Source organism: Vibrio sp. HENC-03 (assembly GCF_000305755.2).
Lineage (GTDB): Bacteria > Pseudomonadota > Gammaproteobacteria > Enterobacterales > Vibrionaceae > Vibrio > Vibrio owensii.
On record NZ_JH976049.1, the window covers coordinates 55,432 to 78,642 of the forward strand.

The 23,211-nt window shown below is 45.7% G+C and carries 18 protein-coding genes; 6 read left to right on the forward strand and 12 right to left on the reverse strand.

Features of this window, described 5'->3' with window-relative positions:
* Window positions 1-2: 2 nt before the first annotated feature.
* The 4 genes from VCHENC03_RS24060 to VCHENC03_RS24045 form a co-directional block, all read right to left on the reverse strand.
* Window positions 3-1,742, reverse strand: coding sequence for an ABC transporter transmembrane domain-containing protein (locus VCHENC03_RS24060; protein WP_032801966.1), 1,740 nt, complete (start codon window positions 1,740-1,742; stop codon window positions 3-5).
* A gap of 270 nt (window positions 1,743-2,012) precedes the next feature.
* Window positions 2,013-2,504 carry a prepilin-type N-terminal cleavage/methylation domain-containing protein gene (locus tag VCHENC03_RS24055; protein WP_009704256.1) on the reverse strand — a complete coding sequence of 164 codons (492 nt, stop codon included), beginning with the start codon at window positions 2,502-2,504 and terminating at the stop codon, window positions 2,013-2,015.
* A gap of 230 nt (window positions 2,505-2,734) precedes the next feature.
* Entirely contained in the window at window positions 2,735-4,078 is a 1,344-nt protein-coding gene (locus tag VCHENC03_RS24050; RefSeq protein ID WP_009704257.1) for a sodium/glutamate symporter, read from the reverse strand.
* 427 nt (window positions 4,079-4,505) lie between these two features.
* Window positions 4,506-5,384: a LysR family transcriptional regulator gene (locus tag VCHENC03_RS24045; RefSeq protein ID WP_032801967.1), complete on the reverse strand. Its 879-nt coding sequence runs from the start codon at window positions 5,382-5,384 to the stop codon at window positions 4,506-4,508.
* Between the two features lie 103 nt (window positions 5,385-5,487).
* Between VCHENC03_RS24045 and VCHENC03_RS24040 the strand changes: the two genes are divergently transcribed.
* Window positions 5,488-5,775, forward strand: a complete 288-nt coding sequence (locus tag VCHENC03_RS24040) for a putative quinol monooxygenase (protein ID WP_009704259.1) — start codon at window positions 5,488-5,490, stop codon at window positions 5,773-5,775.
* Between the two features lie 11 nt (window positions 5,776-5,786).
* Window positions 5,787-6,764, forward strand: coding sequence for a Gfo/Idh/MocA family protein (locus VCHENC03_RS24035; protein ID WP_009704260.1), 978 nt, complete (start codon window positions 5,787-5,789; stop codon window positions 6,762-6,764).
* A gap of 84 nt (window positions 6,765-6,848) precedes the next feature.
* Here VCHENC03_RS24035 and VCHENC03_RS24030 read toward each other — a convergent pair whose 3' ends face one another.
* On the reverse strand, window positions 6,849-7,535 hold the full coding sequence (locus tag VCHENC03_RS24030; protein ID WP_009704261.1) for a DNA-3-methyladenine glycosylase I: 687 nt from the start codon (window positions 7,533-7,535) through the stop codon (window positions 6,849-6,851).
* 86 nt (window positions 7,536-7,621) lie between these two features.
* On the opposite strand from VCHENC03_RS24030, the gene VCHENC03_RS24025 reads away from it, so the two are divergent.
* On the forward strand, window positions 7,622-7,816 hold the full coding sequence (locus VCHENC03_RS24025) for a hypothetical protein (RefSeq protein ID WP_005377692.1): 195 nt from the start codon (window positions 7,622-7,624) through the stop codon (window positions 7,814-7,816).
* An 85-nt stretch (window positions 7,817-7,901) separates the two neighbouring features.
* Here the strand turns inward: VCHENC03_RS24025 and VCHENC03_RS24020 are convergent, their stop codons facing one another.
* Genes VCHENC03_RS24020 through VCHENC03_RS24010 form a run of 3 tightly spaced genes read right to left on the reverse strand, consistent with a single transcriptional unit; the run spans window position 7,902 to window position 13,364 of the window.
* Window positions 7,902-10,712, reverse strand: a complete 2,811-nt coding sequence (locus VCHENC03_RS24020) for an Hsp70 family protein (RefSeq protein ID WP_009704262.1) — start codon at window positions 10,710-10,712, stop codon at window positions 7,902-7,904.
* A 55-nt stretch (window positions 10,713-10,767) separates the two neighbouring features.
* Window positions 10,768-12,732, reverse strand: a complete 1,965-nt coding sequence (locus tag VCHENC03_RS24015; RefSeq protein WP_009704263.1) for an Hsp70 family protein — start codon at window positions 12,730-12,732, stop codon at window positions 10,768-10,770.
* On the reverse strand, window positions 12,732-13,364 hold the full coding sequence (locus tag VCHENC03_RS24010; protein WP_005442696.1) for a DUF2760 domain-containing protein: 633 nt from the start codon (window positions 13,362-13,364) through the stop codon (window positions 12,732-12,734). Before VCHENC03_RS24010 ends, VCHENC03_RS24015 begins: the two co-directional genes overlap by 1 nt.
* A 286-nt stretch (window positions 13,365-13,650) precedes the next feature.
* Between VCHENC03_RS24010 and VCHENC03_RS24005 the strand changes: the two genes are divergently transcribed.
* Window positions 13,651-15,192, forward strand: a complete 1,542-nt coding sequence (locus tag VCHENC03_RS24005; protein ID WP_009704264.1) for a sensor domain-containing diguanylate cyclase — start codon at window positions 13,651-13,653, stop codon at window positions 15,190-15,192.
* An 82-nt stretch (window positions 15,193-15,274) separates the two neighbouring features.
* Window positions 15,275-15,805, forward strand: a complete 531-nt coding sequence (locus tag VCHENC03_RS24000; RefSeq protein ID WP_005442698.1) for a 3'-5' exonuclease — start codon at window positions 15,275-15,277, stop codon at window positions 15,803-15,805.
* 223 nt (window positions 15,806-16,028) lie between these two features.
* Here VCHENC03_RS24000 and VCHENC03_RS23995 read toward each other — a convergent pair whose 3' ends face one another.
* The 4 genes from VCHENC03_RS23995 to VCHENC03_RS23980 form a co-directional block, all read right to left on the reverse strand.
* Window positions 16,029-16,469 (reverse strand): tellurite resistance TerB family protein, encoded by a 441-nt coding sequence (locus VCHENC03_RS23995; protein WP_005451837.1) that lies wholly within the window; start codon window positions 16,467-16,469, stop codon window positions 16,029-16,031.
* 143 nt (window positions 16,470-16,612) lie between these two features.
* The gene (locus tag VCHENC03_RS23990; protein ID WP_009704265.1) at window positions 16,613-18,553 is read right to left on the reverse strand and encodes an alkaline phosphatase D family protein; all 1,941 of its coding nucleotides are present in this window, start codon (window positions 18,551-18,553) and stop codon (window positions 16,613-16,615) included.
* Between the two features lie 21 nt (window positions 18,554-18,574).
* Window positions 18,575-18,925 carry a hypothetical protein gene (locus VCHENC03_RS23985; RefSeq protein WP_032801968.1) on the reverse strand — a complete coding sequence of 117 codons (351 nt, stop codon included), beginning with the start codon at window positions 18,923-18,925 and terminating at the stop codon, window positions 18,575-18,577.
* Window positions 18,926-19,101: 176 nt separating this feature from the next.
* Window positions 19,102-21,138 carry a M4 family metallopeptidase gene (locus tag VCHENC03_RS23980; RefSeq protein WP_009704267.1) on the reverse strand — a complete coding sequence of 679 codons (2,037 nt, stop codon included), beginning with the start codon at window positions 21,136-21,138 and terminating at the stop codon, window positions 19,102-19,104.
* 256 nt (window positions 21,139-21,394) lie between these two features.
* On the opposite strand from VCHENC03_RS23980, the gene VCHENC03_RS23975 reads away from it, so the two are divergent.
* Window positions 21,395-22,708, forward strand: coding sequence for a MipA/OmpV family protein (locus tag VCHENC03_RS23975; RefSeq protein WP_009704268.1), 1,314 nt, complete (start codon window positions 21,395-21,397; stop codon window positions 22,706-22,708).
* The last annotated feature ends 503 nt before the right edge of the window (window positions 22,709-23,211 follow it).

The window sequence follows — 23,211 nt, forward strand, 5'->3', positions numbered from 1 at the left end:
GATTAGTCCTCCATTGCCTGTTCTAGTTTCTGGTACTGGTACATTTCCGCATACCAACCCTGACGTTCCAGAAGTGCCCCATGCTGGCCACGCTCTGCTATGTGCCCGTGATTCAACACCACAATCTCTTCTGCTGCTTCTAGAGCAGTGAGGCGGTGGGCAATAACAATCAATGATTGCTCTCGATAGTAAGTCTCTAAGTTCTTCAGAATCTGGTGCTCGGTACGTCCATCAACAGCGGATAGGGCATCGTCCAAGACCAACACTTGGGCATTAAGCAGCATGGCGCGTGCAATGGCGATACGTTGTTTCTGACCTCCAGAGAGGGTGATGCCTTTTTCACCCACTTCTGTTTGGTAGCCTTCAGGAAACTTCTCAATATCGTCGTGGATACAAGCCAGTTTCGCCGCTCGATAAACGTCTTCTTTTGATGCGTTAGGGTTGCCCAGAGCGATATTGTCGAAGATAGATTTAGAGAACAAAAACGGGCTTTGGTTAACAACAGCAAAACGGTCTCGCCACTCTGGCAGGACAGCGTCCTTGATTTTGATATCACCAAACTGAATCGTACCGTTATCCATGTCATGTTGACGAAGCAGTAAGGTTAGTAAGGTTGATTTACCACTGCCAACTGGACCTGCAATGCCAAGCATTTTTCCTGGCTCAAGGGTGATGTGAACATCAGTTAGTGCTGGTGGCAGATCTTTAGACCAGTGGAACTCGTCAATTTTGATCTGCAAAGGCAAAGGTTGAGTGCCTAATGGTGTTTCACCACTGACGATCTCTGGCTTTTCATCGAAGATTTCTTGCAGACGGTTCCACGCAGCAGAGCCTCTTTCCAAGATGTTAAATAGGAATGCGAATGCCAGCATAGGCCAGATCATTAGACCCAAATACATAGTAAATGCGGTCAAGTCCCCGAGAGTGATATCACCTTGGTCAACTAAGTAGGCACCAGACGCCACGCTCAAAAAGAAAGACATACCAATAGTCAGCTGAATAGCTGGATCAAAGCGCGCATCGACACGGGCAACGGCAATGTTCTTCTCGCCTGTATCATCCACAACCTCTTCAAAACGTTGCTGCTCTTGGTTTTCTAACCCGAAAGCACGCAGCATACGTACGCCATTTAGTGACTCTTGAGTCATGTCTGACATCGTAGAAAAGGCTTCTTGTGCGATTTTGAATCGTTTATGCAGAATACGAACGATGAAGAAGATGATGATGGCAAGAAACGGCATCGGCAATAATGCCATTACAGTCAGCTTCCAACTAATTTGCGTCACCATGATGATCAGTACCGCGATGCCAGTGATCAGAGAATCGGCAGCAGTTAACACACCTTCACCTGCGGTCATAACAATGTTGCGAACATCGTTCGTACCACGAGCCATCAGGTCGCCAGTTTTGTATCGTTCAAAGAATCGAGGGGGCTGAGTAGAGATATGACGATAAAGGCGATTACGCAAAATGGTGCCTAGTTCCCAACTCGCGCCAAATAACCAGATCCGCCACAGTATTCGACAGCCATATATCGCAAAAAACAGCACAATAAGGCCCAATAACCACATCACTAAGGTACTGGTTTCGAGGGTATTATCGACCACACCATCGACAATAATACCGACCGCTTTGGGAGGAACAAGCTGAAGGGCGGAAATGACGGCAAATAGCAGGATAGACCCCACATATTGTTTCCATTTTAGTTGGAAATACCAACGCAGCTGCCAGAATATTCTCATTTCGCCTCCTGCTTAAATTATTGAATTTGTTATGGAACCATTATTGAGCGAATTGATGAGTTTACAAGCATAATTTTTGAGCGAAATGAAAAACAACACAATGTGTCGATTTTATAGAGGCTCGATGAATAGCCGCCTTATGTATTGCTGAAAGGGGAGGATGTAACAAGATATTGTGAAATTAATGTTAATTGCAGTTTTGAGGGGTTCCGTCTCAAACAGAAAGGAAAGCTTCAAAAGTATCACTCTTGAAGCTTATTTTTACCGGTTTTAGCAGTCTCTGGTTTGAATTCCGTACTTTATTTGACCACCTGCTGTTTTCGGATAATAGACTTCTACGTAGCAAAGGTTGAAGATGTCGACAGGCTTATTAGCAAAGCCAATTAAGAAGTAGGGTTCATCTTCATCGTCCACTCCGTACCAACGATTGATAGTCAGTTTTGGGTCAAACCCGGCGAGCTCTTTTGCTGGAATCACATTCTTGATATATCCGTAGTAGCCAATCAGATCGTTGACGCCATCGTTATTCAAATCAATGTTCATTAGTTCACCAGCGTCGACGTTCTCTTGCGATTGGAGCACCGCTTTTGCATAGACTTGATTGTTGGCTGTCATCAGCGCCTCACGAGCACCATACAAGACAGCAATGCGGGCATCCTTCTGGATACCAAGAAATTTTGGGAGCGCAACGACACTTACCACCCCAAGAATGACGATACAAACCACCAATTCTATCAGTGTAAAACCTTTGGTATTACGCACAGCCAACCTCCGAATATGTATTTTTATAGTCTGCTATTCTGGAGCAAAATTATGGCTGGAAAGGTATTGAAAAAGAATGAAGTTATGCGATGAATGATTCGGTTCTAATATATAAAACAAGTTGCTTAAAATTGCATTCGGAATTTATTCAAACTCACACAAAAAGTAAGTGTGATCTCAATAAGAAAAAGCCCCAATCCTATAAATATATGGGGCTTTAAATCATCGCTTTATGAGGTGCTTGTGGCTGCGTGTGAGCCTTGTTTGAAAACAAAACGCCAAATGAAAAGAACCACGGCTATGTAAGCTAGACCAACGCCAAGCGCCTGCCAGTGCATGCCGTTATACATCGCGATTGGCATCAAAGAGATGATGAAGATGTCAGTGATTGAGCCTGGGACATAAGCGATGGCGTAATCATCAAGTACCTTGCTACGCATCTTTGGATCAACGATACGAAGTAGAGCAATACCCATAGCTACCGTACCGGTTAACCAACCCCAAGAGAAGATGCCTTTCTCAAACCAATTCTCACCCATGATTCGTGGTGCTACCCAAAAGATTAACCAAAGTGTGAAACTTACACCGCCAATTGCTAGTACTACCATAGGCATTAAGTACTGGGCTAAGACGGTAATCTTGATGGCTGAGATACCAAAGATAATCAAATAATCGGTACTGATGCCCGCAGCGTGTTTGAATGCACCGTCACAAAGATAGCGTGAAGCTTTGGTTTGTTTCGCGATGATTCGCACAAGCATGCCGCCAAGGAAGCCAGTTACAAACGTCGGGATCTGCACCTTATCGTGGAAAGAAGACAAGTAGTTGGCGGCGACATAAGAGAAAGCGGTTACGACAACCACTAGCGCAGCGTGAATCGCGAAAGAATCAACCGACAGGGAAGACATGGTGTCTTTCATTACCGGTTCTTGATCATCAGGCTTAACAAGGCCTTTGCGTTCGTGTTCGTCCATGCTGTCGAATGTCGTAAAGCTACGAATCCAACCCATCTTCAATGCGAATTGCAGCATGAGCATGCCGACAGAAATCGAAATGAAAATACCCACGGTTGCGAAGGTTAAGCCAAGTGTGAAGCCATCTTCCCAGCCAAGCCCCGTGAAGATTTCACCAACCACAGAGGCAGAGCCGTGACCGCCCATAAAGCCCGCAGACATTGTCACACCAAAGCCGGGATTAATCTCTGGCCAGAAGAAGGTAGTGATAGCGAGACCAAACATTGCCGCAAACAACCACTGAGAAACAGAAGCGATTTGGTTGAATGCCCACAATGAGCCAGCGCGCTGTGCGACGGTTTTAGGTGATGGAACATCCGTTGCCAGACCTAACGCAGAAAAAAGTGCAGCAGTTAACAGGCTTGCGTTAGCGGTAAAGGTGTCGGTCCAAGGCAGTACGTTTAGCAGGGCTGGTCCAAAAATCAGACCGAATAATCCCGCGAGAACCGCCGATGGAATGTACATACGTTGCAGTAATGGCGTGTGAACGCGAATGACTTTTGCCAAAATCAATAGTAAGCCAGCAATGGCTAAGTCAGTCAGCATTAGACCTTTAGGCATTTTATCCTCCAGTAAATGCAGTCAAGGGGTAGCGTCCTTGTGACCAACCTTGATTGAAAAATCGCTCCCAACGAAAAAAGTCACATACGTGACCAAAAGTGTTGAGAAATCAATGTCGTTTTCATAAGCAAAAGAATGTGCTTATGCAGTTTGAAATGAGTGCAAATGTCGTGATTGCGCACGAACTTGAAGAGAAATTAGATTAAATTTCTCGATGTTATTTTGATAGTTCACTCAGGAAAGGCGGCAATCCTAGTCACTTTGTCAGAGCAATGCAATTGATGGGAATCAACAAATGATGTTCACTAAATGAGTGTTCTTTACTAACGGCATGAAAAATAAAGACAATTAACGAGAAATAATATTTGTCATATCGACAATAAAAGTTGATTGAATGGCTAAATTGTCGCCGCTTTATGAGGTGGCGTTAGAGATTCACATGCGAAAGAACAAAATCAACCAAGGTGCGGTTTTTAAGGGAAAGCTGTTTTGAACGGTAAAGCAGGTGGATCGGTTTTGGCTTGGGAGCATGTTGCTGAAGAATTTCTACCAAGGCACCAGATTGGATTTCCTGCTCAACTAAGATCTTTGGTTGCAGAAGAACGCCAGAGCCTTTTAACGCGGCAAACTTAAGTACATCGCCATTATTAGACGTTAATCGGGTGTTGCTGTTTCCAAAGGTATTAGATGGCATGTTCACTACTTGTTGGCTTTCTCCTTGGTGATACTGAAACCCCAAACAATGATGATGTTCAAGGTCATCAAGCGATTGGATAGGGGCATGTTGCTCAAGGTAAGAGGGTGAGGCGCAGTAAGTCATGTGGTATTCACCCAATTTTCTCGCGACTAACGACGAATCGACCAACTCACCGATTCTAATAATCACGTCAGCTTCGCTTCGATATGGGTCAATCAAATTGTTGTCCAACATCAGCTCAACGTTCAAATCGGGAAATTCAGCTAAGAAGTCAGCCACGATAGGAGCAATGACCTTTTTGCCATACGTGACAGGGCAGTTAACTTTCACTGTTCCGGTTGGACGGTTAATCAGCGTCTGGATTAGGTTCTCTGCGTTGGTGATGTCTTCAATAATGCGGTGGCATTCTTGATAGTAGAGTCTGCCAGCTTCGGTTAAGGACTGTTTACGTGTGGTGCGATGAATCAGCTGTGTACCTAAGCTTTGCTCAAGAAAGCTCACGTGCTTGCCAACCATGGTCGGTGAAATATCAAAGTGGTGTGCAGCATTACGAAAGCTGCCATGTTCGACCACGTAAGCGAAAACTTTCATGCTTGTTAATTTATCCATTACACACCCAGAGTTGATAAAGAAATAACTAAAGCAGAGTTTATCAATCAAATGAGGTTAATTACAGTGGGCGTATGATTAAGAATGGAGAAAGAGATCCATCATGAGCGAGACGATTTTTGTTACCGCCGAACTGAAAATGAATGCCGATAAGCCAAGACAACAAGTGGTTGAAGCCATTGAACAATTTTGCCTTGATATGCAAAGCGAAGCGGGGTGCTTGCAAGCGAATGCGACCTACGATTCTAAAGATCCACAACGTGTGATTCTTTGGGAGCGATATGAAAGCCGCGCCGCGATTGAAGCGCATTTTGCTATGCCGCATACACAAGCGTTTATTGCGGCTGAAATGGCGGAGTTAGTTCAAGCATTCGAAACCCAAGCTCAATAGGAGAGGCGAACATGAAATGGGGTATTTTAGGCACAAGCTTTATCTCAGGTGTTATGGCTGAGGCAATCCAAGGTGATGACAAGAGTGAACTGTACGCGGTTGCTGGGCGTTCGGAACAGAACTTGAACGCATTTGCTGAGCAATATGGCATCGAGAACACGTTCACCGATTACGATGCGTTGATTGCCGATGAGCAAGTCGACATTATTTACATCGCACTGCCAAATCACCTTCATCATGACTTTATCGTCAAAGCGGCAGAGCAGGGGAAGGCGATTCTGTGTGAAAAGTCATTGTCGGTAGATATGGGAAAAACCGAGTTGGCACTAAAAGCAGTCGAAACGCACAAGGTATTCTTTGCTGAAGGCTTAATGTACTTGCATCACCCGTTGATCAGCGAGTTGGTTTCGGTGCTTAAATCGGGAGAGATTGGTGAACTTCGCTCGATTCATACTTCTTACATTGCATCGATTGCACAGTTTGTGAATCCAGACAGTAAAGGTGCTTTGTATAACTTAGGTTGTTACCCAATGTCATTGGTGCATTTGGTGGTGAAAACCATGTTGGGTGAACAAACCTTTGAGAACCGCTCTATGACAGCGATTGGTCGACGAGGTAACGATGGGAATATCTGTGAATCGAGTTTGATGATGCAATTCGGTGAGCAACAAACGGCGAGCGTACACACCGCAGAAGATCATGGATTGAAACACCAATTCACCATTCTGGGTAGCAAAGGTTGTATTACGTTAGATTCAAATCCATGGCTACCAACGCAAGAAAACCAGTTTAGTGTGGAAATTTACGAGACGTCGAAGCGTGAAGTGTCTGTTCCGGCAGCTGGGGACGCTTTCTTCTATCAAGTGCGCAATATTCGCCAAGCGGTTGAAGCAGGGCGTATCTCGTTAGAGAACCCTTGTGCAACATGGGAAGACTCTCACCGTATTATGCAGCTGCTGACTGAGTGGGAATCACTGGCTTCAAAGTAAGTCTGTACTTGAACCAATGAACATAAAAACGGCGCACTAAATCCAATGATCAGTGCGCCGTTTGTATTTTGGGTTCAGTCTGGACTAAATGCGATTATCGCCGGTGCTGAACGCAATGATTTGGCTGATCTCAGACAGGCTTCTGCCACTTTCTTGCTGCCATTGAACAAACGCTTTGTTGGTGGCATCGAGCGATTTCTTCGTATCTTTGCCACCTTCAATGATCTTGCAATTACGCAGGTAAGCTTCAACGTCGCTAGACAAGATAAAGGTATCAACGCCCATTTGACGAAGTGTGTAAGGACCGGTATTGCCACCTAGGCGATTACCGCGTTTCTTCAAATACGCCCATAGGTCGGTGATTTTCTCTTGCGGCCAATCGGCAACCATTTTGCCAAACGAGCCGTATTCGATTTTTGCTTCGTGGATCATACGTGCGTTGGCAGGAATCGACATGACTTTAGTGAGATGGCGAATGATGCGTTTGTCGGTTGCTTTGGTTTCCCATTGCTCATCCGACAGCATCAATAGCGGCTCAATCTTAAACCCAAAGAACACTTCTTCGAAGTTCGGCCACTTGTTGCGAACCACGCTCCACGAAATCCCACTTTGGAATACTTTCATCGAAAAAGCGGCCAGCCAACGGTCGTCGGGAATCGCTGCCAGCTCTTCTTTGCTTAGTGGATAAGACAAAAGCGCTTCAAGTTGATCTTCACCACCTTTACGCTCGGCAGCGCGCTGATAAATCGCGTCAAATTTTTCGATACTCATAAAAGAAGTTAGTCCTAGTTTATGTCGATATTTGCGAAACATACTACGCTTAAGTGGCTGAATCGTAAATTGATGGAGTGTCACAAATGAAGAAGGTCACATTAACGTTTGTCGGGGAAGGTTCGGATCGTATTGCGGAAAAATTCTATGCGTGGATGACGGACGGTGGGTTAGAAGACAGCATGATTGAGAATTTATCTGACCGTGAAATCTCAGTTGTTGGCATCAGTGATATGGATAATGAAACGCGTGATGTGGTGATCAATACGGAAATGAACTAACGAGTCGTCTTTCGTCAGCTATTAGAATCAGATAAAACAAAGCCCTTCACGAGAAGGGCTTTGTTGCGTTTATAAGCGTGAGAGCCTAGTTATTTACCAGTGTCAGACCGCTTGGTAGTGCATCACCGAAGATACGCTTCGATTCGCTCTCAGATAGCTCTTTGACTTCTTCAACCAGTGATACCCAAGATTCAGGTACCTTGCTTTGCTTCAACTTAGCCAGTACCTGCTCACGGTAGTCGTCTGAGATATCGAATAGGCGGTCGCCCGTTTTACGACAAATCATTACGGCTGCGAAAGCGATCATTGGCTCTTTCTGCCAGTTCTGCTCTAGCAGCTTAGGCAACCACTGTTCCGCTTGTTCACGAGGAACGACGTTATGCTGACTGCCATATAAAGGCGTACGTGATGCCAAGCGACCCATTGCCCACCAGTGTGCTTGTTCGAACTGGTTATGGTTGATGGCTTTGCTCAAGAACCACGTAGCCAATAGAACTTTGTCTTCGACTTCTAGATGCTCTAGAGAGGCAGACAAGCGCACCATTGATTCGTAACCCATGTCTTGCGCTGCTTTGGCAGATTGTGGGTTTTTCATCGCGCCAGGGTGTAGGTATTTCGCGATGTCCGCCAAGATGGTCTCTTGCTGCTCTTGGCTTAAACCACCGGCAATGCGACGCCAGAATACCCACCAGTCAGTCCAACCTTGATGGTTTTTGAACTGAATGTTTTGTTGGTAGAGACCCCAAACTTGCTCAATACGCCATGAGTCAGTTGGATCGCCAAAACCCGGACGCAGTGCAAAACCGGCTAAACGAAGCCAGTTTTTCTCGTGCTGTTCAGAGCGGCGGCGACGCTTACGACCTTGTGCGAAGGTATCAAACAGTTGACGTAGGGTAGTGAAATCCCACTCGTCCCGTTTGCCCAGTTTCTTCTCAAGATCTTTGGGTAAGGTTTTGATCTCTTTGCTTTCTGCGCTTTTCTTGTTACCGCTGTAAAGGCGAGCGATCAGCTCCTTACATTCGTTCAGTTTAGGGTGAAGCTTAACTTGCTCGCTGTAATCGGTTTGCTTGTTACGAACTTCGAATTCCAGCTCCCAACGTTTGCTGTCATCTTTTGCGCTGACACATTCCATCTTAAGCGTACCGACTTCGGTCAACTGACACGCCAGTTGCACTTCTACGCGCTCTTTCTGGTTGGCTTGCAGTTCGGCACCTTCACCTTCAAGGGTGGTGATATAAGGCGGCAGAGGAGCAAATAAGTCAGGATCAACGTCCACCATCACACCGTTTTGAATGGCAGTGTTATTGGTTAAGGTGTCGTGGGTAGAAGTCAGCAGATTAAAGCGAACGGGTTCACCTAGGGTAAGCGAGAAACGACGACTACTTAAGCGGATCTCGTGTCCTTCTTCTGTACCTTTGGCAAGCAAACAGAGTGCTTTGCCCATCTTGTTCTTCTCTTGAAGGTGCAAGAAGTAAGAACGCGCTGCACCACCACCAATTTTTAGCTGTGCACCACGACGTGCTTTACCAAACGCAACAGCACCCAGGGCAACAGACCAATCTGGATGTGGGTTATCTAATACCGTAACCGGAGCGCCGCGCCAATCGGACAGTAGGGTAGTGACTCGCTCAGTAACAAGTTCACTATTGAACACACCACCGTTAAGTAGCAAGCCTACCGGAATTGCATTTTGTTTGTCGTCTTCAATGCCGAGAGCGGCACGAGCAACTTGCTGATGCTGAGTTAAGAACTCGGCAACGTGTTTGCTCACTGCTGGGTCAGCAACGTATGGAAGACCAAACTCGACAACGGCGCTGCGACGTTTGTCTGGTACTTCACTGAAATCAGAAAGTGGGAAGAAACCATCCAAAGCGATTTGGTGCACTTCTTGTTTGCTCAGCCCAATACTCTTTGTTCCGCCAAGAAGTTTCGAGCCGCTGCCCAGCATGGTGATCTTCACTTCTTCAGGTGCACTCGCTGAAAGCAAGTTTTCTTTCGCTTTGCGAGTTTGCTGAATCAGCTTAGTCAGGCTTGCAGCAGTGAGCTTCTTACTTTGGTTGAAGCGGCTCTCTGCAAGATGTGCTAATGCTAAGTCGAGGTTATCACCACCAAGCATCAAGTGCTCGCCAACACCAATACGATCAAGGGCTAGTTCATCTTGAGAAGAGAAACTGGCTTCAATCAAGCTCAAGTCGGTAGTACCACCGCCCACATCACACACCAGAATCAGCGGCAACTCTTTGAGTTCATCAGCTGCGGTTTGCTGGTGGCGTGCGTACCAGTCGTAACATACGGCTTGTGGCTCTTCGAGCAGGACGATTTTCTTTAAGCCTGCCAGCTCAGCCGCTTCAAGCGTGAGCTTACGAGCGGTTTCATCGAACGACGCTGGAACGGTCACAACCACATCTTGGTCTTCTAGCCTGTTGCTAGGGTGACGGTAGTTCCATGCTTGACGAATGTGGTTGAGGTAGCTTGCGCTGGCAATGACGGGGGATACTTTATCTACGTCTTGCGCGCCAGCCCAAGGAAGAATGTCTGAGCTACGATCCACTGCTTGGTGCGATAGCCAGCTTTTAGCACTGGATACCTGACGTCCTTCCACCTTAGCGCCTAATTCACGAGCCCATTCACCCACGATCACATTGCTAATGTCGCCAGATACCGGTTCGTTTTCCCAAGGAAGTGTTAGGTCAGAAGGGGAGATTTGACCAACTGCAGGGTGATAGCGGAAAGAGGGCAGCAATGGTTTACGAACCACTTCACCCGGACCAATCAGTTGGTCGATGTCGAATAGGGATACTTCGGATTGTTCAAGGTTGTCGGTGATTTCACAGTACGCCACCACAGTGTTTGTGGTGCCAAGGTCAATACCAACAAGAAAACGAGGAGATGCCATACAAACCTTCGTGTATTTAAAAACGGCACCCGATTGGATGCCGTTTGATTTCTATTTATTCTTCTTCGTTTGAGTTGCTTTTCGCGTCTTCGCGCACATCGAACTCAACATGCCATTTTTGACCGTTATCAGCGGCAATGGCTTCTAAGTAAAGCGTACCAAGCTCTGTGACGCGAGAGGCTAGGGTTACTGGAACCACTTCACCTTCACGACGACCTTCAGATACAGGCAGCGTTACTTGGATTTCTGGAAGCTCTTCAAGCTCTTCTGGTGCCCAGTAGTCTAGGTGAGTACCTGCTAGGTCATCACGACGAACGGTTGAGCCGAAGAATTGGAAGTTAACTGGTTGACCAATGATCAAACCAAACTCTTGGCTTGGTACGTCAACGCTTGAGCCTTCTTCCATACCAAATGGTGCAACACAAAGTGCTTCCATTGGAGGCGCCATGCCCGGAATCGCAGGCATCGCACTTTCGATACCCACGTAGTAAGCCGAAGCAATACCACCACGGATACGAACGCCTTGCCCACGACGCACAGAGCCGTAGTAAGCCGCACCGCTAGCAACCGCAAGGTCTAGATCCACACCTGTTAGGCGCTTCGCCATTTCTGTATCTGCTTCAATTAGCCATTCGTTGATCGTGTCTTCTAGGCGAGTTGCTAGAAGTTTCGATTTCAGAACACCACCGTTGAATAGGATTGCTGTTGGCTTGATGAAGTCAGCCGATTGCGTCGCATCCGCACCTGGCATACCAGGCATGTTAGCGAATGGGTTGAAATCTTGGGCTGCTGCTTCTGCGCCATTTCCTGAAGCAGAAAGAGCATTAGCTTGTTTAGACAAGAACGCAGCAATGTGACGAGTAATGCCTGCATCTTGTGCGTAAGGCAGACCCATTTGCGTTAGTGCACCACGGTTACGTTGAACAGGGTGATCAGTAATCGCAACTTGAGGGAAGAAGCCGTCAACCAGTGTTTGTTGTACTTCTTCTTGAGTCAGTTCTGTTTTCAGCGTTGCGCCAAGCAGTTTAGAACCACGGCTTGGTACTACAATTGGCACTGACTGAAGTTCGCTGTCGTTCAATAGCGCTTCTTTCGCGTCACGACATGCGTGTGTCATTGCCTGAACTTGCCATGGCTGTAGCTCTTTGCCTTCTTGCGCTAGCTTCATCTTTAAGCGGTACGCAAGTGCAAGGTCCATGTTGTCACCGCCAAGTAGGATGTGTTCACCTACCGCGATACGGTTCAGAGTTAGGTTGCCGTCGTCTTCAGTTACTTCAACCAAAGAAAGGTCAGTCGTACCACCACCGATATCGACCACAAGCACGATGTCGCCAACTTCAACTTCGTCGCGCCATTTGTCGTTGCTGTTATCGATCCAGTTGTAAAGTGCAGCTTGTGGCTCTTCTAGAAGCGTTAGGTGCACAAAACCAACATTGCGTGCTGCTTCTGCAGTTAGATCGCGAGCAGCAGGATCAAAAGAAGCAGGGACCGTAATAGTCACGTCTTGATCGGCAAGGTTGTGATTTGGATTCGTGTGATTCCAAGCGTCTTTTAGGTGCTCTAGGTAAAGCTCTGTCGCGCGAAGAGGGGATACTTTTTCCACTTCTTCTGGGCTACCTGCAGGCAGGAAGGCATCACGACGGTTAACACCAGCGTGGCAAAGCCAAGATTTCGCACTTGCAACAAGGCGAATCGGTGTTTTTGAACCTAGGTTACGTGCAATAGCACCAACCAGAGCTTTTGGCTCGCTCGACCACGGAAGAACGCGTGATTGCGGGTTCATTTCGTGTTCGTGTGGTTGGTATAGGAAAGAGCCTAATTGGCTACGAGTTTCTACCGTACCCGGCGCAGTAAGCTGCGGGATAGGCATCACTTCAACGCGAGCGTCTTCGTCGTGAGTATCAACAAAAGACATGACACAGTGTGTTGTACCTAAGTCGATACCGACACTGAATTTAGGCGTCTGTTGAGTTTCAACAGACGCTTCTTGAGAATGGTTTTCTTGGTTCATGTGTTCCATTACAGCTCAACCTCAGCTGGAGCGATCACAGATGCATCGTAGTTCTCAGCCAGTTTAGGCAACGTCATTGATGTTGCTTTCCAACCTTTGTGAACTAGCGTGCCGTTGAATGGCGCGCTGCCTGTTACGTTGCCAGTTAGGCGGATTTCTTGTGGGTTGAAGCCTTCTTCAACCGTAATGCGAGTTTCTTCGTCTTCGTTACGAACGTGCGCTAGCGTCACGTAGTCGTTCAGTACTTTCTGACCGCCTGTGTGGATTACGCGAGCAGCTGCGCCTACTTCTTCATCAGAGAATGACGTTAGGTCTTCTTTTAAGAAGTCAATTAGGCGAGCTTCTTGTTGCATGATAGAAAGCAGCTGCATTGCAGAGTCCGTTGATGCTGTTGCAAGTTTTGATTCAACTTCTACAACGCGCTCTACGACTTTCTCTACTTCCACTACTTTTTCTACTTCAACGATCTTCTCAACTGGCTTCTCAACCTCGACGATTTTCTCGACCGGTTTTTCTACCACTTTCTCGACCACTTTTGATTTGCGCGATACCGCGATCAGAAGAAGCAAAACACTCGAAGCTGCCAAACCAGCATGCAGCATATCGAACGTTTGAGGAATTAGGTTCAAATCAATGTTCATGACGTTTTTTCTCTTTCTATTGATTTATTGGTGCTCAGTATTGGCTCATGTGTTTACTAAAAGGATCGTCTTTGCGACCTGCACCAAGTTTAGACATTAAAATGATGGTGGATGGTAGCATATTCAAGGCTTAAGACTGTAATAATTCGTGAATATACCGCATGATTAGCATGAAAAATCAACGATTAGACGGAGCGGCAAACGTTGTTGCTTGATGTTTACCCACATGTGGCGCAGTATTTCCATCATTATCGAAGCATTGCACGCAAAAAACGTGGAACACGAAATGACATATAGCACGGCTCAACAGAGCATTTTTAAACGATATTCTGCTTCTATTGTAGCCTTTATTACGGTCATTATCGTTACCGCTGGCATGGTTGGTGTTGCCTACAAAATACAACAGCGTTACACCATGACCATCTTTGATACCTTGGCTGACCGTCAAGCGGAGTCTCTTAAACTTGCCGTAGAAAACGATCTTGAGTTCATCGGTGCGGGTGCGAACTTTTTTCACTCCGTTGATAAGTCTTACTGGACGCAATTTCCTTACTATGCGAAGCAAGTAGTGGGCAGCTCAGAGAGTTTGATTGCTTTACAATGGATGCAACGTGTTGAGCCGAGTGAGTTAGAAAGTTACCTCGCCAAAACACGTCAAACTTTCCCGGACTTTCAGATCTTTACTGTACCCAAGGATGGCGAGAAAACATTCGGATACATCCTTAAAGACGATGCGCCTGCTTATGTGGCGACCGATATCTATCCAAGAACCGCAACCAACCTGTCATTGCTTGGCTTTTATTCCTCACGTCTGCGTTTTGAGTTGATCTTAGATGACATCATCACTCATGACAGAGCCAACATTTCAGACAAAGTTCGTCTATTACAAGATGGCTACGACCAGTCATTAGAGAAAACCGGTTTATTGGTTTATCACCCAGTATTCAGCTTCGACAAACAAGAATTGCTTGGTGTCGTTGTTGGGGTAGTGCGCAGCACGGCTTACTTCGATCAACTGATCACAAAGACGGCAACGGAACTGGATATGTCCGTCAAGGTTGAAGATAAGGGGTTTGATGCCTACGACGACCCTCTGTTGTTTAAGAGTGAAAACTGGGACGCTTTAAACGGTAAGATCATCAGCCGTACTATTCATTTGCCAAACCGAGATTGGGTCATCGAATTTAAACTTTCGGAATCCGTATCTGCGTGGGAGCGTTCAGTACTGTATGGTACTGGCATCGCGGGTTTGGTTATCGCCTTCTTGATTAGCTATATCGTTAATCTACAGTCGCGTGAGAAGGAACGCCTTGCGGTGATGCTCGACAATAAAACGGTGGAGCTAAAGCGCATGGCAGAGTTAGATCCATTGACCCAATTACTGAACCGACGCGTATTTAACGATAACTTACTGCACTACATTAATAGTGACGTTAAGTTTTCTTTAGTGGGCTTCGATATTGACCGTTTTAAGCTTATTAACGACAAATATGGGCACTTGGCCGGGGATGAAGCGTTATTGCACGTAACCAAGTTGGTGAACGCAAATCTACTTGATGGCGACCGCTTTTACCGCGCAGGTGGTGATGAGTTCTGTATTTTATCGCGAGTGACGGACAAAGAAGAGTTGGCCGTCTACTTAGATAAGCTCCGTGGGATAGTGGCAAGCTCTCCGTTTGAATACGAAAGTACGCCAATCATTTGTTCGCTGAGCATCGGTGCTGCGGTACACAAAGATGAAGATCCTGAGAGTTTATTCCACAAAATGGACGTGCAGCTCTACCAAAGTAAGGAAAATGGTCGAAACTCTGTATCGATCGGCGATTAATTCAGCGAGCAAATTCGAGTTTTGAGATTGGTTACGGTAGAATCTCACGCTTTCAAATTTACGTTAGGAATCAAGACAAACTATGAACCATAACCGTATCGTCTGCTTCGATTTAGAAATGTGCTGCTGGAATGAAAACGGCGTGGGTCGCACGGGCGAGATCATTGAAGTTGGTTTGGCTGAAATAGATTTGTCGAAAGGTGAAATCGTAAAGCGCGCGCAATACTACGTGAAACCAGAACACGATGAAGTGTCTCTGTTCTGCGCCGAGTTAACGGGTATCACACCACGTAAGATTGAAAAGCAAGGTCGACCACTAGAAGAAGTTCTCAAATCGATGCTGAAGAACTTTGGCGGCCGCAATAAGATTTACGCATCATGGGGACGTGATGACCTTATCTTGCTTGAAGAATGCCAACAAAAGGGCATTGACGCGCCATTTACCGAGTTCATTAACTTAGCAACCTTGTACCGCATTCAAAATCGTCTTAAAGAAAAACGTATTGGACACAGAGCGGCGCAAGAAGCCAAAGGTATCGAGTGGGAAGGTCGTCAGCATTCCGGTTATGTGGATGCATACAACTTGGCAAAACTTGCACTGACCATGCTATAAGCTTCTGTTTTCATAAATCTTTCATTGGATTTCAGTCTGCTCGTCATAAGCCAGCTCTAAATTAGTTATTAATAAATAACAACAATGTTGGCTAGACTCTTGCTGAGATGACGATGTTTGATTCGGTCAAATCCAGACTAGAGATACAAAAAAACGCGCTCATGAAGCGCGTTTTTTATTGGTTCTTATTTTTGTTGAGGCTGTATTTTATTGAGGTAGCGCTTTACTGAGACTGTAATTTTGCTCGGATAAAGTCGCTGTGGTCGACGTAGAGTAGCTCCGCTGTTTTGCGAATTACGGCATCTTCCAATGGGTCAATTTCACCGTCAGCGTATGCCACTTCCCACATACTCTTAATCAGTTCATAGCGGGTTTCTTGTGAAAGTTCACGCAGTTGAGACGTAAAGTCATAAAGGGAAGTCGATTCACTCGATCGGTTCTGAGCCTGATTCAGTAGTGTGTCGGTCTCTTCTTCCGTTAGGGAAAGCAATTTCATGATCAAAGAGCGTTTGGTTGCTTGCTCTCTTTCATCGATTTGATGGTCCGCACCAGCCACTTCACATAGCAAGCAGGCTATCGCCATATTGGGTGACAGCGTGTTGGATTGGCTAAGGTCCGAGCCTTCTATAAGTTGTTTAAATAATGAAGTAAGCGAATTAAACATGTTGAGCACCAAGCTGTTATCTATTTATTTAAGATGGTAATGGTTTGAGCAAATCTCAAGGTCTTGATGAAATTTGATCAAGATCTCATACGATTGAGATGACATTTTTGCTCAATACAGTATTTGACCGCCAAAAAGCGGATTTATTCCTCAACCTTTGTCGGCGGGAAATCGATTGAATCGCCTTCACTCGTTAAGATACTGATATTATTTGGCTTTCCGTCTTCATCCAATCTCAGCTCGCCAATCGCACTTTGGTTCACGAGTCGATAAAAATTGTGGTTGCTTGGTGCGCGTTTAAAAATCTTCAAACGCTTACGTTTGGTAAACAAGTTCAATGGCGAGCGAGGGCTATACAGCAGACGATCCATTGCATCACATGCGCTCAGAAGTTGCGCTGGAAACTGGTTCTTAATCCCACTACAAGTGACCTGATAGATGTTTGGGCTATTACGGCGAAAACGCAATTTGATGTCATAGGCGAAGGAGTAGTGTACATCGCCAGAGAGAATCACGAAGTTAGTTGGGGTTTTGGTGTGAGTGAAAATACTGATCAAGGTATTCGCACTACCCGGATGCGCCATCCAGTTTTCCGCATCAATCAACAGCGGCTGACCAAAACTGGTCATGATGCGTTGTAGCGTCTCAATAAACTTCACACCAAACATGGGCGCAGCAGAGACGATGATCACTTTGTCTTGATGCATCAATTCTTGTTGGAATTCAATCAGGGCTTCCCAATCCATCAAACCCGACGGTTTATTCATGCGTGATTCTGAACGCCAACGACGAGTACGTGTATCCAGTACCACCACTTTTGGTGAGGTGTGAATCGTGTAGTGCCAATCTTCAAAACGATAGAGGTACTTTATGAACTCGTCTTGAGATTCTGAAGTCAGCTCTTCAAAGTAACGGCGCGCATGCTCCATAAACGGGGCGTTGAATTTTTCTGGCGCGTTTCCCCAACCTTGGCATAGCCAGTAAGCGATCAGGCTGTTACCGATGATGCGATGCGAGAAGAGGTTCTCATTGGCTGCTTTTTCCCAGCCAACCGTCAGGTTCCAATCGTCGGTCACGTCATGGTCATCAAAGATCATGTAAGTAGGAACGTGAGCGAGCAAACGCTGGACTTTATCCAAGCCTTCGACAAACGCATCGATATGGATTTTCTCATCACGCCAATGTTGCTGCCATTTCGGCTCTAACGCTTTTCCGCCCGTTGTAAACTCTCTTTCCAATAAACGCTCACGATTGACTAACGTCCAAGGTACTGGAGACCAAACGAGCAGGTACATCGCAAACAGTTCTGCAAAACTGATGAGATGGTTTTCGCATTCACGTGAACTGAAAATAGGGGTGCCACGATGGGGAAAGAACTTGCTAAGTAAGCTGAAATCGTCCACGTAGTGAGGCAGAATGTTGTCTCGGCCATAAAAGCAATCTGGGCTACGATACAGTTCTTGCGTGTTTTTTATTGGTGCTTGAGCGAACTCTTCATCAGGCAAGCCTAGTAACTCAACTAATTGCTCAATCGCATCCAGCATTGGACCTGCTACATGATCAGCATAGATTTGATCGCCGCTCATGATGAGCATATCAGGGCGGTCTTCTATCGGTTGGCTAGCAACTTTTGCGTCAGCTTGGACCAGAGTGTCTTTACTAAAATGATGTGGGTTACGACACGAGCCGTGCAGGACATAATCGGCTTTTTCACTGATTAGGAACTCCACACCTCGTGCTGAATCTGTGTCTTCACCGTAGTCAAGGTGGGGCATCAACTCGGTTAACAAACCGGATTGGGTATGGATTTGATAGCGCAATGCTTGATGGGTAGGAAACTCGCCTTGCAGCGTGAGCATGCAAACCCAAGCGCGTTTACCAACTTGTAATAGATGCTCTGCCGATACTGGTTGAGAGTAATATTGCGCCCCAGTGGTTGCATCGCTGATTTCAATCAAGCCTTCGAGAGGTTGCGTGGTCACCAACCAAATGTTCACTTCCGTTGCGGTGACTTTTCTTAAAATCGGACCGGCAACAATCAGAGGAAGAGAGGAAAGTTCGTTGGTGTTGAGCGATGTTGGCAAAGCGGTTCCTTATTTTTTGAATCAGTGTTCTGAATCTTCTTCGAGTATTTCGATAACTTGCGAGCTACTAAGTTCATGTCCCATCAGAAATAAACCTAACATAGCATCGGCTTTAGATGCATTGTCGCTGTCTTCATCGAGAATTTGCTGTAGACGAGTACGGATCAGGTCGATTTCATGATCAACAAAACCGCGACCTTCTTCTTCGCCTTGGCCATCTTCTGGTGCGTTATCGAAATGCATAAACAGCATGTCACCATCAAGAGTGGTGCTTTCCAAGCGTTCTGGTAGCCATTCTTCACCCATCACGATATCGGGGTCGCTACCTTCCGGCAAGTTGTTGATTATGGAGATGAGTTCGGATGCTTTCACGATAAACTGCGGCTTTGGTCATTGGTTTTCTATTGTATCGGCGAATCTGGCAAAAATCTAAATCTCATTGCTGAGAGAAGAGAGAATTTTGACCGTTTCGTGTTTGATTGCGTGCAGAGTAATCAACCAATGAAAAAGAGCTCGTTTCCGAGCTCTTTGTTAAAGGGGAGGCTGGGTTATTGGCAGCTGCCTTCAAAAGTCCATAGCCAATAGTTGTCGAATGGATTCGCACCCCAGTTGTCTTGTGAGGCGACAAAGTGATTGCTCCAGTATTTCACCGCCGTGCCCGCAGGGTAGTAATAGTACGGAGACCACTCTTCTAGGTCTGCACATTGATCTTGTGGAACCGGCTCTGGCTGGGGCGCTTCTAACTCTGCGCTCACTGCCACGTAAACGTCTGATGAGCCTTGAGTGTTCGCCGCGAGCACGTAGATATCTGCTCCTTTAATACCACTGAAACCGCAATACTCGTGGTTACCTTGGTTAGTCGAAACGCAATCGTAGTCAGAAAGTGTTGCTGGACGGTCAATTGCAACATACATGTCGACATTGCCGTAGCCATTGTAAGTTTGCACCCATACCTCATCAGCCGGAGACTGACGCAAGACAAACTGTTGTTCGCCATTCGGTGTGATTTCAACAGGTGTTGGCATATTGATCTCCAGCTCTGTCGTTCCTTGCTCTGGCTCAGGGTTCGGTGTTGGCGTTGGTTGTGAATCGCCGCAGTTCATTACTTGCACCCCAACTTCTGCGAACGCTGAGGTTACCGCAGAGCCATCGTATCCAAGTTTTTGTGCTGCTTTACAAACGCCTTCCGCACCTTGTTGGAAGTTCGAGTTTGGTTGCCAGTAAAGTTGGTTGGCCGTCGCATAAGCAATAAATGCTTTCTTGATGTCCCAATTTGGGCTCATTGCCAAATGGTAGAAGGCTTTGTTGAAAATGCCTGAGCTGTGGTGCACATCGATGCCATTGTAGTATTGGTTGATATGGTCGATGGAGGAACCGTCATGGCTTGGGTTGATGAAGTAACGCATAGCTGGCGAGTATTTCATTACGTGTTCGCCCATCTTCCAATTAAAGCTGCCATGCACATATTGGCTAAGTGCTGCAGCGGCGACATCGGAAAAGGACTCATTCATTCCGCCCGACATACCACGATATTCCAACCCAGAGTTTTGCTCGGTAAAGCCATGGCTAACTTCATGAGCAATAACGTCCCACGTTGCCAGTGGGTACATTGAGTTATTTCCGTCACCAAAGGTCATTTGGCGACCATCCCAAAAAGCATTTCCATAGTTCGAACCGTAGTGAACACGCATGGTTAGTTTTTGATGAATAGGGCGCGCACCAATCCAATCTTGGTACATATCAAACACGCGTTGACCAAAATAGTGCGCGTCATTCATTGGAGCGTAGGCGCCATTTACTTCTCGATAGTTGTTCACGTTACAGTCGAAACGATGAACTTGGCCACCCCATTGTTGGTTGTTCATGTTGAGGGTAATGACGTTTTCGCTGTCCATTTGGCAGTATTGATTAACTTGGAATCCACCAAACTTGGTGTTGGGACCAAAGTAGTAACGGCCGCTTTTGCGGTTGCCTCCCGGCCCTTCGGCTTCCAAAAACGCGATCCCATCCCATTGGTCGACGATCTCACCTGATTTTGCATCTACCAAAGTGATAGGGCGAGAAGGGCGGAAATTCTTAATCTGGATTGCATCGACTTTGTAAATCAACCGCGCGGTTTGTTGTTCATCTAGCCAGACCATTAATTCTGCCTGAGCGTCATCACTTGGCGAGTTTTCATTACTTGGAGATTTGCTTGCGGCGACACCTTGACGGTTGCCCGTTGCGATCTCAATGGCTTGCTTGCCACTGATCATAGGTAGGGTTGAATCAATATCGCTCTCAATGCCGACAACAACATCACCATCGACAGGTTGAGCAAATCCTCGAGTAGAGAGATCGGCTACAACGGAGTGTCCGTAAACCGGTATGCCGTAATGGAGTTGTTGTTTGCGAATCAAAATTTGATTACCGATTTCGACTCGATTGATGTCTCGATAACTCAGCTTAGTGTTCGCCGCGGAATAAGACGCTCGTTGTGTGTTAGTGAGTGCCGTAGATAGATCCGTTTGTGAATGGTCCAGAATTTGTGCTGCATGTGAAGCAAAAGCGAAGGGCGCAAGCGTTAATAAAGTGACGTTTCGCATAGTTTACCTTTTATTATGTGTATTTATTTGCATAAGGAATGCGAGTGCAGAGTAAAGATAATTAAGTGATATGTTTAAGTGCAGTTAATTGAATATTTGACGTTAATTCAAAATAAATTTATAAATTGCTCAAGGTTTGTACTGTGATACGAAGGGAGACGGAGTCTTGTAGGAATTTTTACCCGATCTTAGACCAAAGTCAGATATACTCTTTTTCAATCGAGACCTTCTCAAATTACAGTGACATAGGAGAGCTATGAAACACCTAGTAGGAGCATCGTTAGTATGTTCTGGTTTATTGCTGAGCGGTTCGGCGTTCGCTGAAACAAAGCACGCGGAGCAAGAGTGGGGCATTGCGGCAATGTACCGAACGGCATCGATCCCGTTTTATACAGCCAATGATGACTCAACGGTGAGCACGTTTGTGCCAATGATGTTCTTTGAAAACGAACACTTGTACATCGACGGTATCGAAGGCGGTGTGTTCTTATTTGATGAGAGCGATTCTAACTGGCGTACCAGTGCCATCATGCGATTACGTTTTGTTGATATTCCTAAATCCATTCAAAATGCGTTTGAAGGGGATCGTGTCGATTTCGGTGGCCAAATTCGTTATAACTTCGACGAAAACTGGCGCGCTGAATTTGAAGTCATGACGGATGACGAATTTCAATTTCACTCTAATTACCGTATCGCTGCTAATTATGAATTGGGCGATTGGGAGTTAGAACCCTCTTTTACCATTCGTTATAAAGATGCCGACTTCAACAGTTCGTACTACTCATTTAAAGATTCAACAGGTGAGAAAATTGGTGCGGGTATTGATGCGAATTTGGGTATCAAAGCACGTTACCACGTAATTTCTAACCTGTATCTATTGGGCGAAACCAGCATCACTCGTCTGGATAGTGAAGCGTACAACAGCCAAATTGTGGAAGATCGTTACCAAGGTGAAGTGTTCGTTGGCTTTGGCTTCTTCAATGATAAAGGCAAAGAGCGCAAGTCAGATTTGCGTAATCGTCCGTATCTTCGAATTGCACATGGCTGGGCAACACCTTCTAACATGGGTGACATCTTTAAGTTCAATGCTGAGAAAGACGAATACAATAACCAACTGACGTCGTTCTTCTACGGGCATCCGCTGACAGACGAGCTATTTGGCTTACCTCTAGATATCTATCTAACTCCAGGTCTTGTTCACCATTGGTCGTCAGACGTGCAATCTTCTAGCACTGAATACGTGATGGCGATTAAAGCGTATTACACCTTTAATTGGCCTACGAAATGGCGTTTTGGTGTTGCAGAAGGTATGTCTTACATCGATAACATTACCTATATCGAAGGGACAGAGATGGAAGAGAAGGGCTACACACCAAGTAACTTACTCAACTATCTCGATTTCTCATTGGATGTAAACGTCGGTGACTTGTTCAACCAAAAAGATTGGGAGAACATGTGGGTCGGCTACTCACTGCATCACCGCAGTGCAATCTTCGAGAACGCCTCTCAGTTTGGCCGTATCAAAGGCGGCAGTAACTACAATACGATCTACTTCCAGTACGATTTTTAAGCTTAGCTAAAAACAAATATGAATAAGCCTCATCTTGACATGAGGCTTATTTATTTCCTGTTAATTGGTAATTGTTCTTATTTCTATTCTTCTGTATTTGTAATTATTATCCATTCAATTTAAAAACCATTCTAATATTTAATTGAATTGACACCTCTCTGACCTATTAATATTTTATTCATATAAAACGTTGAAATGAAATATAAGATTGCATTTTGTATTTTTTAATAATTGACTGTGGTCAAGATTATCACCCCTTAAATCTACAAGGATATTAATAGTGGTGGGTGGCCATGCCTTAGTTGCTCAAGGCTTGTGCTATCTAGCTTAATTGATGGTTTTGTAGAAATGTTGCTTTGATTTGCCTTGTGTATTAATTAAAGCGAAATTAGATATTTTCAATGAATGCCTATTTTGAAAATACAATCTCTATGTCTTTTATTTCTAACGAGTGTTCTTTCCCCACTTAAAGCCATTAATTAAGCGCCACGACCAAATTCAAA